General features: G+C 69.5%; 9 protein-coding genes. 3 read left to right on the forward strand and 6 right to left on the reverse strand.

Going from position 1 to position 10,139, the window contains the following annotated elements; all coding sequences use genetic code 11:
• The 5 genes from DMC18_RS08130 to DMC18_RS08150 all read right to left on the reverse strand — a co-directional run.
• A partial coding sequence (locus DMC18_RS08130) for a protoglobin domain-containing protein (protein ID WP_233248096.1) occupies positions 1–820 on the reverse strand: 820 nt, incomplete at its 3' end.
• A gap of 120 nt (positions 821–940) precedes the next feature.
• Positions 941–2,089 carry an acyl-CoA dehydrogenase family protein gene (locus DMC18_RS08135; RefSeq protein WP_110118620.1) on the reverse strand — a complete coding sequence of 383 codons (1,149 nt, stop codon included), beginning with the start codon at positions 2,087–2,089 and terminating at the stop codon, positions 941–943.
• A gap of 84 nt (positions 2,090–2,173) precedes the next feature.
• The gene (locus DMC18_RS08140; RefSeq protein WP_110132831.1) at positions 2,174–4,429 is read right to left on the reverse strand and encodes a S8 family peptidase; all 2,256 of its coding nucleotides are present in this window, start codon (positions 4,427–4,429) and stop codon (positions 2,174–2,176) included.
• 33 nt (positions 4,430–4,462) lie between these two features.
• Positions 4,463–5,881: an amino acid permease gene (locus DMC18_RS08145; RefSeq protein ID WP_110118622.1), complete on the reverse strand. Its 1,419-nt coding sequence runs from the start codon at positions 5,879–5,881 to the stop codon at positions 4,463–4,465.
• Between the two features lie 157 nt (positions 5,882–6,038).
• A complete protein-coding gene (locus DMC18_RS08150; RefSeq protein ID WP_110118623.1) occupies positions 6,039–6,290 on the reverse strand; it encodes a DUF6356 family protein in 252 nt (83 codons plus the stop codon).
• Between the two features lie 124 nt (positions 6,291–6,414).
• Here DMC18_RS08150 and DMC18_RS08155 point away from each other — a divergent pair, with 124 nt between their 5' ends.
• Positions 6,415–6,879 carry an Lrp/AsnC family transcriptional regulator gene (locus DMC18_RS08155; RefSeq protein WP_110118624.1) on the forward strand — a complete coding sequence of 155 codons (465 nt, stop codon included), beginning with the start codon at positions 6,415–6,417 and terminating at the stop codon, positions 6,877–6,879.
• Between the two features lie 137 nt (positions 6,880–7,016).
• Here DMC18_RS08155 and DMC18_RS08160 read toward each other — a convergent pair whose 3' ends face one another.
• Positions 7,017–7,646 (reverse strand): TetR/AcrR family transcriptional regulator, encoded by a 630-nt coding sequence (locus DMC18_RS08160; protein WP_110118625.1) that lies wholly within the window; start codon positions 7,644–7,646, stop codon positions 7,017–7,019.
• A 310-nt stretch (positions 7,647–7,956) separates the two neighbouring features.
• Here DMC18_RS08160 and DMC18_RS08165 point away from each other — a divergent pair, with 310 nt between their 5' ends.
• Both DMC18_RS08165 and DMC18_RS08170 read left to right on the forward strand, forming a co-directional pair.
• Positions 7,957–8,781, forward strand: a complete 825-nt coding sequence (locus tag DMC18_RS08165; RefSeq protein WP_110118626.1) for a UDP-2,3-diacylglucosamine diphosphatase — start codon at positions 7,957–7,959, stop codon at positions 8,779–8,781.
• Complete coding sequence (locus DMC18_RS08170; RefSeq protein ID WP_110118627.1) at positions 8,781–9,872, forward strand: glycosyltransferase family 1 protein; 1,092 nt, start codon at positions 8,781–8,783, stop codon at positions 9,870–9,872. The genes DMC18_RS08165 and DMC18_RS08170 overlap by 1 nt, the downstream gene beginning before the upstream one ends.
• The last annotated feature ends 267 nt before the right edge of the window (positions 9,873–10,139 follow it).

Raw genomic sequence — 10,139 nt, forward strand, 5'->3', positions numbered from 1 at the left:
CGGCGGCGGTCTCTTCCAGGCTGGCGGCCTGCTGTTCGGTGCGGCGCGACAGGTCGTCGGCGGCGACGCCGATCTCGTCGGCGCCCATGCGGATGCCGTCGCTGGCCTGGGTCACGGCGGCCATCGCCTCCTCCAGCGTCGCGACGGCGGCGTTGAAGTCGCCCTTCAGCTTCTGGAAGTCGGCGGCGACCTCGATGTCGAGGCGCGAGGCCAGGTCGCCCTCGGCCAGACGGGCGAGCGCCTCGCCCAGGGCCTGCACCGCCACGGCCTGGCTGCGCTCGTTGGCCTGGCGCACCTCTTCGAGGCGCTTGCGCTCGTTCTCGATGGTCTCGAGATAGATCGAGATGGCGAAGTCCATGTCGAGCATCACGGCCTTGATCAGGGCCGAGACGGCGTCGCCGGCCTTGTCGGCGCCGTCGCCCTTGGCCATGAAGCCCTTGGGCCAGGCCTCCTTGATCGCCGCCCGCGCCAGATGCTCGCTGACCAGGGCGTAGCCGCCGATGTACCAGCGCGGCTCCAGGCCGATGCGGGCGTGGGTCTCGCCGATGGTGCGCACGGCCTTGACGTAGGTGTCGCTGAACTCGGCCTGGGCGATCACGCCCCAGTGCGACTTCTGGCGCGAGCCGGCCGCATCCATGTGGCGCTCGTCGCCGAAGAACTTGCGGGTCTCGGGCGTCGCCTTGACCTTGTCGTAGAAGCCGGCCAGCGCCGGACCGATCTCGCGTTCGATGAGCGGACGCAGCGCCCGCAGAGACGCCCGGGCCCGGTCATCCAGGCCCATGAACGCGACGCGGTCATTCAGTGCGTAGTCCTGGCTCATCTGCCGTATCCCCGGTCTTGAATATCGGGGTTAAATCTCACGGCTGATGGTTAATGGCAGCACAACTTTTCCCGCTATGAGCGCGTCATACCGCCGCACTCTCGTCGGATGTGCTTGCGACTATCCGCCGCGACGCAGGGTTTCTCTGGCGATGACCAGTTGCTGGATCTGGCTGGTGCCCTCGTAGATCCGGAAAATCCGGACGTCTCTGTAAAGACGCTCGATGCCGTAGTCGGCGACATAGCCGGCGCCGCCGAAGATCTGCACCGCCCGGTCGGCCACCCGCCCGACCATCTCCGAGGCGAACAGCTTGGCGGCCGCCGCCTCCAGGGTCACTCCCTCGCCCGCGTCGCGCTTGCGGGCGGTCTCCAGCACCAGGGCCTTGGCCGCCAGGGCCTCGGTCTTGCTGTCGGCCAGCATCGCCTGGATCAGCTGGAAGCTCGCGATCGGCTGGCCGAACTGCTTGCGCTCGGAGGCGTAGGCCACGCAGTCGGCGATCAGCCGCTCGGCGACCCCCGTGCAGACGGCGGCGATGTGCAGGCGGCCGCGGTCGAGCACCTGCATGGCGACCTTGAAGCCCTCGCCTTCCGCGCCCAGCCGGTTCTCGACCGGAACCCGCACGTTGTCGAAGGTGACGTCGTGGATGTGGGCGCCCTGCTGGCCCATCTTTTTCTCGGCCTTGCCTACATGCAGCCCCGGCAGGCCGGCCTCGACCAGGAAGGCCGACACGCCCGAGCCGCCCTTGGCCTCGGGGTTGGTGCGGGCCATCACCGTGAACAGCGAGGCCTTGCCGGCGTTGGTGATGAAGCGCTTGGTCCCGTTCAGCACATAGGCGTCGCCGTCCAGCGTGGCGCGGGTCTGCACGGCGGCGCTGTCGGAGCCGGCCTCCGGCTCGGTCAGGGCGAAGCTGGTGACGGTCTCGCCCGAAGCGATGCCCGGCAGCCACTTGGCCTTCTGGGCCTCGGAGCCGAACATCACCAGGCCCTGGCTGCCGATGCCGACATTGGTGCCGAACACCGAGCGGAAGGCCGGCGAGGCGCGGCCCAGCTCGATCGCCACCAGCGCCTCGTCCTCCATGGACAGGCCCAGCCCGCCGTATTCCTCGGGGATCGACAGGCCGAAGAGGCCAAGATCGCGCATCTCGGCGATCACGCCTTCGGGCACCGCATCGTTCTCGGCCACCTGGGCCTCGATCGGCCGCAAGCGTTCGGCCACGAAGCGGGCGACCATCTCGAGCAGCTGGTCGCGGGTCTCGCGGTCGAGGGCCATGGCGGTTCCTTCCTGTCAGTCGTCGCGTCAAACGATCGTTTTATTCGCCGACTGTACCCGCCGCCCGCGGGAATGGAAGAGCCGTCAGAAGCGGGCCCGATAGGTGGCCGCCAGGTTGAGTTCCGGATCGGCCGAGGCGTCGTGCCCCGGCTGCAGGGCCACGCCGCCGCGCACGCTGATCCGCCGCTCACCGCCCAGCGACCGCTCCATGCCCAGCCGCAGGTCGATCTCGCGCCCGTCGGGCGAGGCGCTGAAGCGGCGGGTCGAGTAGGTCAGCGGGTCGTCATAGGACAGCGGCACGTCGGCCAGGGTGGCGGTGAACCGGCCGCGCTCGACCCGCAGGGGCTGGCTGACCTCGAAGGTCAGCAGGGCGCAGGACCAGCCGATCAGGTCGCAGTCGGCGGCCGCCATCAGCCGCCAGGCGCCGCTGACCGCGCCGTCCAGGCCCAGCAGCCCGCCCTGGGCCGACATCCTCCCCATCGAGGCCTCGGCCCGCAGGCTGACCCCGGGACGCGGCGACAGGTCGAAGGCGGCGGCGGTGAAGCGGGTCGAGGTCGGCAGGGCGAAGGTCGAGCCCGGCGCCAGGAACGAGCCCAGCGGACCCAGCGGCTCGTCCAGGGTCCCGGCGGTGACGCTGAGCACGCCGCCGGCGAGCGCGGTCTGGCCGGTGGCCGCGACGTAGCTGGAGGCCTTGATCTCGGTGGTCTGCATCGGGCGACGGCGCACGGCCTCGCCTTGCTCGGCGCTGAAGGCGAAGCGGCCGACACGCACGGCCGCCTGCACCGTCTGGTCGGGACGGGCGACGAGGCGGAAGGCGTCGCGGCCTTCCGGACCGGCCGGGGCCGGCGCGCCGCCCTCACCCTTCCAGGTCGAGAAGCTGAAGCGCCCGAACGCCGCCTGCATCCGCGCCGAGCGCATGGGCTGGGGCCCCAGCAGCATGTCCGGGGCGCTGGCGTTGGGCGTCGGCTCGAACAGCGGCGCCTCGGCGCTGAAGGCCAGTTGCGCGCCGCCCAGGCTCGGGCCGCCCAGAACCACCGCGCTGGAGGCGGTCGGCGGCGGCAGGTCGCCCACGCCCCGGCGCGACGCGCCCGGCACGGAGCCGGCCAGGTCGATCACGAAGCGGCGGTGATAATCGTCGGTCAGCACCGTGCTCAGCGCGTCGGTGCGCGTCAGGGCCTGGCCGAACGGCCCGGCGAGGCTGGTCCCGGGCTCGTTGGCGTCGATCGTGACCGATTCGCCCTCGCCGACGGCCAGGCTGCTGGTCCCCACCGGCTGGAAGGCGCGGGTCAGGTCGAGCGAGCCGCGGCCGTAGGTGCTGTCGGTCCCGGTCGTCCCGAGGTCGGCGGCCGTGCGCAGCAGGATCGAGACCGCGTCGCGGCCGGAGATGTTGGGGAAGGCCTGCAGCAGCAGGGCCAGGGCGCCGGCCACGTGCGGGGCCGAGAACGAGGTGCCCGAGATCCGCCAGCAGCTGCCGGCCGTGTCGCAGTCGGTGATCACCTGGTCGCCGGGGGCGACGATGTAGCCGTTGGCCGCCACCCCGGCCTTGTTGGAGAAGCTGGCCAGGGTTCCGCTCTGCGACAGCGCCCCGACGGCCAGCAGCGAGCCCTGGTAGCGGGTGTCGACCGCGTAGCGCGCCGGCCAGCCCGGATCGGCCTCGCCCTCGTTGCCGGCCGAGGCGGCGATGACCACGCCGGCGGCCGTGGCGCGGCCCAGGGCCGCCTCGAAGGCCGAGCCCAGCGGCGTTTCGCCACCGAGCGACAGGTTGATCACCTTGGCGCCGTTGGCGACCGCGTAGTCGATCGAGCGCGCCAGGTTGCTGGAGTTGAAGATGCACTCTTCGCAGTCGGGATCGGTCGACGCCGTGTCGGCGCGGATCGACAGGATGGTCGAGCCGTAGGCGACGCCGATCGTGCCCGTCCCGTTGAAGTTGGAGGCGATGATCCCGGCCACGCGGGTGCCGTGGCGGTCGGCGTTGGCCAGCTCGTTGCGGCCGGTGACGATGTCGGTCGAGGCGGCCGACACCCGGCCGGCCAGATCGGCCTGGGACTGATCGACGCCGGTGTCGATCACCGCCACCGTGATCCCGGCGCCAGTGTAGCCGGCGTCATAGGCGGTATTGGCGTGGATCGCAGCCAGGCCCCAGCTGCGCGTGTATTCGGCGCTGGTGACGCTGGGCGGAGGCGGCGGGGGTGGAGGCGGCGCGGGCGGCGTGACCGGCGTCGTCACGCCTGTCGAAGGACCACCGCCGCCCCCGCCTCCACCGCAGCCGGTGACCAGGAGCGCGCCGCCCATGACCAGGGCGACGGGCCAGATGCGCAGGATACGGTCGAAGTCGGTCATCAGAACCCCTCCAGCCCGTCCCCGCGCCCGAGCTTACACCGTCGGCGGCGAGCCTTTCGCGAGGACACTGCGGCGCACGCCGTAAACGAAATATATCAGCAAGCCCACAATCTGCGCGCAGAGGAAATAAAGCTGCGTCTTGGCCGGCAGGCTGGCGAACAGATAGAGGCAGCCGAGGATCGCGCCCGAGGCCACGACCGGCCAGGCCGGGACCGAGAACACCCGCGGACGGTTCGGCTCGCGCCGGCGCAGCACGATCACCGAGGCGCCGACGGCGATGAAGGCGGCCAGGGTGCCGGCGTTGGCCAGTTCGGCGATCTCCTTCAGCGGCAGCAGGCCCGACAGGAAGGCCGACAGCAGGCCGGTCAGCAGGGTCATCAGCACCGGCGTGCCGGTCTTGGCGTTGACCCGGGCCAGGGCGCGCGGCAGCAGGCCGTCGCGGGCCATGACGAAGAAGATGCGGCTCTGGCCGTACATGAAGGCCAGGATCACGGTCGGCAGGGCGACGACGGCCGCCAGGGCGACGACCTGGGCCACCTTCGGGTGCTTGAGGCTCTCGAGGATGAAGACCAGCGGCGCTTCGCTGGCCGAGAACACCTCGGTGCGCGAGGCGCCGATCGAGACGGCGGCGACGATCATGTAGATCAGCGTGCAGGCGGCCATCGAACCGACGATGCCGATGGTCAGGTCGCGCTTGGGGTTCTTGGTCTCCTCGGCGGCGGTCGACACCGCGTCGAAGCCGTAGAAGGCGAAGAAGATCAGGCTGGCGGCGGCCATGACGCCGACCTTGACCCCGTCGGGACCCGGCGTGGCGGCGAAGCCCTTGGGCATGAACGGGGTGAAGTGGCTGGCGTCGAAGGCCGGCAGGCAGAGGGCGACAAAGATGGCCAGGGCGGCGATCTTGATCACCACCAGCACCATGTTGACCGTGGCGCTCTCGCGGGTGCCGAGCGCCAGCAGGCCGGCGACCGCCATCGAGATGATCACGGCCGGCAGGTTGACGATCCCGCCGGCGTGCGGGCCGGCGAGCAGGAACTCGGGCGTGCCGATCATCCGGAACAGCCCCTGGGCGTGGGCCGACCAGCCCACCGCCACGGCGGCGCAGACCAGGGTGTATTCGAGGATCAGGCTCCAGCCGATCACCCAGGCCACCGGCTCGCCCATGGCGACGTAGCTGTAGGTATAGGCGCTGCCCGAGGCGGGGATCATGGTCGACAGCTCGGCATAGCAGAGCGCCGCGCAGGCGCAGACCGCGCCGGCGATCAGGAAGGACAGGATGACGCCCGGCCCGGCCAGGCCCGCGCCCACGCCCGTCAGGGTGTAGATGCCGGTGCCGACGATGGCGCCGACGCCCAGGGCCACCAGGTGCGGCCAGCTCAGGGTCTTCTTCAGCTCATGGCCGCCATGGCCCGCCGCCCCGTCGATCGCCTTGCGGCGCGTCCAGAAACTCATGCTCGTCCTCCCGACTGCCGGGGGACCATGGCTGGGGATCGGCGCCCCGCCAAGAGGGCGGACCGCAAAGACGACATATCTTCGGCCGCGCCTCGAAATCGCGCCTTCCACGGACGAAACGCCGGAAAAGGCGTGGCTCGACCGAAGGATCGTCGGGTCAGATCGCGGCGTCGAACGCCTGGTAGCCGATCGGGCCGCTGGCGGCTGGAGCCCCGCGCCCCTTCATCCGCGCATGCAGGCGCTTCACGCAGTCGCTGCCGGTGCGCTCGAACAGGAAGGGCAGCAGACCATGGACCAGGCAGGCCAGGCCCGCGGCGACCATCGGCAGGCCGAAGCTCCAGGCCATGGCGAAATGCTCGCCATAGGTTTCGCCGACCTGGCGCGGATGGCGGGTGAACAGCGCGAGCATCAAAGGTCCCCTTGCTTCGATGGAGGACGCCAGGATGCGCCTCGGCGGCGAGAAAGACATTGTCGAACTTCGGGCGAACGCGCAGGTTTGGAGAACTTCAATCTCCAGATTCCGAAATTGAGAGATGATCGATCTCGATTCCATCGACCGCCGCCTGCTCGCCATCCTTCAGGAAGACGCCACCGTCTCGATCGCCGAGCTGGCCGAGCGGGTGGGCCTGTCGCAGACCCCGTGCTGGAAGCGGCTGAAGCGCCTGCAGGACACCGGCGTGATCACCGCCCGCGTCGCCCTGCTCGACCGCGAGGCCCTGGACGTCTCGCTGACGGTGTTCGTCGCGGTAAAGACCGGCCGCCACGACGAGGCCTGGCTGGAGACCTTCGCCAAGGGCGCTTCGGCCCTGCCCGAGGTGGTCGAGTTCTACCGGATGAGCGGCGAGGTCGACTATCTGCTGAAGGTGGTGGTCAAGGACATCGCCGCCTACGACCGCTTCTACAAACGCCTGATCGCCACCGCACCGTTGAGCGACGTCTCGTCGAGCTTCGCCATGGAGCAGATCAAGTTCACGACGGCGCTGCCGATCCCGACGTGACCCTCCCCCTGAAGGGGGAGGTGTCGGCGAAGCCGACGGAGGGGGCAGTGAATACGCTCGCCGGCGACTTCATCCAATTCGGCGGGAACTTCCCCCTCCGGCCCTCCGGGCCACCTCCCCCTTCGGGGAGAGGGTCATCAGTCCGGCCACAGGTCCTGGATATCGCCCTTGCGGTTGAGCATGTGCGTGGCGCGCTTGATCAGCATCAGCAGGCGCTCGCGGCGGCCTTCGCCGTCGTAGGTCAGGGTGGTGCGGGCCAGGCCTTCGAGCATGAAGCGGGCGAGGTCGCGGCTGGCCTGGAAGCGCGGGCCGGCGCCGGCGTGCAGGATCTTCAGGAAGTGGTCGCCGGCCTGGGCGCGGTCGAACTCGGCCTGGGCCGGGGCCAGCAGGGCCTGGATGGCAGGGTCGGTGCGACCGGCGGCCTCCAGCTCGGCGAAGGCCAGGAAAGGCTCGCTCTGAAGCAGGTCCCAGTAGCTGTCGATAGCGTGCTCGGTGACGTCGGCCCCGGCCGGAATGCTGTCGGCGGCGGCGCGGAACAGGGCCGAGCGGGCGGCCTGGACGTGGGCCACGGCCGCCTCGACCAGGGCTTCGCGGGTCGGGAAATGATAGAGCATCGCCCCGCGCGTCAGGCCCGCGGCGTCGGCGATCACCGGGTTGGTGGCCGCATGGTAGCCGGTCTCGGCGAACAGACGCATGGCGCAATCGAGAATCCGCGCGCGCGTCTTCAGCGATTTCGGCGTGTCCTTGGCGAGGCGGGCGGCGTCCATGGGCGTGATCTAGTGCGGAGCATGCTGCGCTGCAACAGCCGTTTTCCCAAAGAACACAAGGGATGAGGCCGGTGTCGCGCCGTCGCGGACGCGCCTGCCGCACGCGCAGGAACTGGTCGAAAGGGAGGCTGACCCTACGGCGCCTACCCTCGTTCGGCCACCACCGGGCGATTCGCCGCGCCCTCGAAGGACGCCGAACCCGGACGGTTTCATCAAAGCGACATGCAATCAGCTTATCCGCCACCCTCAGTTCTCGCTTGGGGAAGTGGTGTCGCGGGGGCGGCGCCGCACAGCGCTGGAGAGCCGAGCCATGGCCGCCGAGATCGAAGTCCGCCGCTATCGCAGCATCTTCATCAGCGACATCCATCTGGGCACGCGCGGCTGTCAGGCCGAGCTGCTGCTCGACTTCATCCGCCACGTCGAATGCGACCGGCTGTATCTGGTCGGCGACATCATCGACGGCTGGAAGCTGCGCAGCGGCTGGTACTGGCCCCAGAGCCACAACGACGTGGTGCAGAAGATCCTGCGCCTGGCCCGCAAGGGCGTCGAGGTGATCTACGTGCCCGGCAACCACGACGACCGGGTCCGCGACTTCTGCGGCACCCACTTCGGCGGCGTGGTCGTGGCCCGCGACGTGATCCACGAGGCGGCCGACGGCAAGCGCTACCTGGTGGTCCACGGCGACGAGTTCGACGGCGTCGTGCAGCACGCCAAGTGGCTCGCCTTCCTCGGGGATTGGTCCTATAGAACCATCCTCATGCTGAACACCTTGCTCAACCGCGCGCGGCGGAGAATGGGGTTCGGATACTGGAGTCTCTCGGCCTATCTGAAGGTCAAGGTGAAGAACGCATTGCAGTTCATCGAGAACTTCGAGGCCGCCGTCGCTGACGAGGCTCGCCGTCGCGGCGTCGACGGCGTGATCTGCGGCCATATCCACAAGGCCGAGATGCGAGAGATCGACGGTATTCTTTACGTCAACGACGGCGACTGGGTTGAAAGCTGCACCGCTCTGGTGGAGCATATGGACGGCCAACTCGAAATCCTCGAATGGTCGAAGATGAGGTCCTGGTCGGTGATCGACCGGGCCCGGGCGCTCGCCGTCGAGCCCCCGTTGCCGGAGCCTGCCGCCGCCTGATGCGGATACTTCTCGCCACCGACGCATGGGAGCCGCAGGTCAACGGCGTGGTTCGGACCCTCACCAAGGTGATGGCCGAGCTTCGCGCCATGGGCCATGAGGTGGACGTGGTCAGCCCTGACCAGTTCCCCACCTTCCCGCTGCCCACCTATCCCGAGATCAAGCTCGCCATCGGCGCCTACGAGCCGGTGCAGGAGCGCTTCAAGTCGTTCGAGCCCGAGGCGATCCACATCGCCACCGAGGGCCCGATCGGCCTGGCCGCGCGCCGCATCTGCCTGGAGTGGAAGCTGCCGTTCACGACCAGCTACCACACGCGCTTCCCCGAGTACGTCTCGGCCCGCCTGCCGCTGCCGCTGGCGGCCGGCTACACCTACATGCGCTGGTTCCACAAGCCGTCGGGCCGCCTGATGGTGGCCACGCCGACCATGCGCGACGAGCTGGTGCGCCACGGCTTCCGCAACATCTCGCCCTGGTCGCGCGGCGTCGATACCGACGTCTTCAAGCCGCGCCTGCCGGACGAGCCGGACCTGTTCGAGGGCCTGGCCCGACCGATCTATCTCAATGTCGGCCGCGTGGCCGTCGAGAAGAACATCGAGGCCTTCGCCAGCCTCGACCTGCCGGGCACCAAGGTCGTCATCGGCGATGGTCCCCAGCGCGAGGAGCTGGCCGAGAAATATCCCGAGGTGAAGTTCCTGGGCGCCAAGTTCGGCGACGAACTGGCCCGCTACTTCGCCTGCGCCGACGTCTTCTGCTTCCCGTCCCTAACCGACACCTTCGGCCTGGTGATCCTGGAAGCCATGGCCGCCAGCGTGCCGGTGGCGGCCTTCTCGGCCCCCGGCCCCATCGACATCATCCCGGGCTCCGGCGCCGGCGTGCTGGCGCCCGGCCAGACCGACGGCCTGCGCGAGGCGTGCCTGGCCTGCCTGGACATCGACCACGCCACGGTGCGCAAGTTCGCCGAAGGCTTCTCCTGGCGCGCCTGCGCCGAGGAGTTCTTCAAGAACCTGCAGCCCTACCCCGAACCGGAAAAGACCCGCTTCTGGCGGCGCCTTCGGCGGCTGGCGCGGATCCGCCGGAAGACGGCGGCTTAGGATCATCAGACCCTCCCCCTGACGGGGGAGGTGTCGGCGAAGCCGACGGAGGGGGATGTGATTGCTCCCGTCGGTGGCGACTTCTGACTCATCAGGAACTTCCCCCTCCGGCCCTCCGGGCCACCTCCCCCTTCAGGGTGAGGGTCTTGGCGCACGACTTCTCGCGCTCACGCGGAAAACCGCTGAGGGGATGGAGAGGGCGCGGGACGTCCGGGCCTCGCCCGGAGCTGTGTGTTTGAATACCGTTTCGACGAGACAGAACGCCCC

Origin of the sequence: Caulobacter sp. D5 (assembly GCF_003185805.1) — a bacterium.
In the GTDB taxonomy this organism is placed as follows: domain Bacteria; phylum Pseudomonadota; class Alphaproteobacteria; order Caulobacterales; family Caulobacteraceae; genus Caulobacter.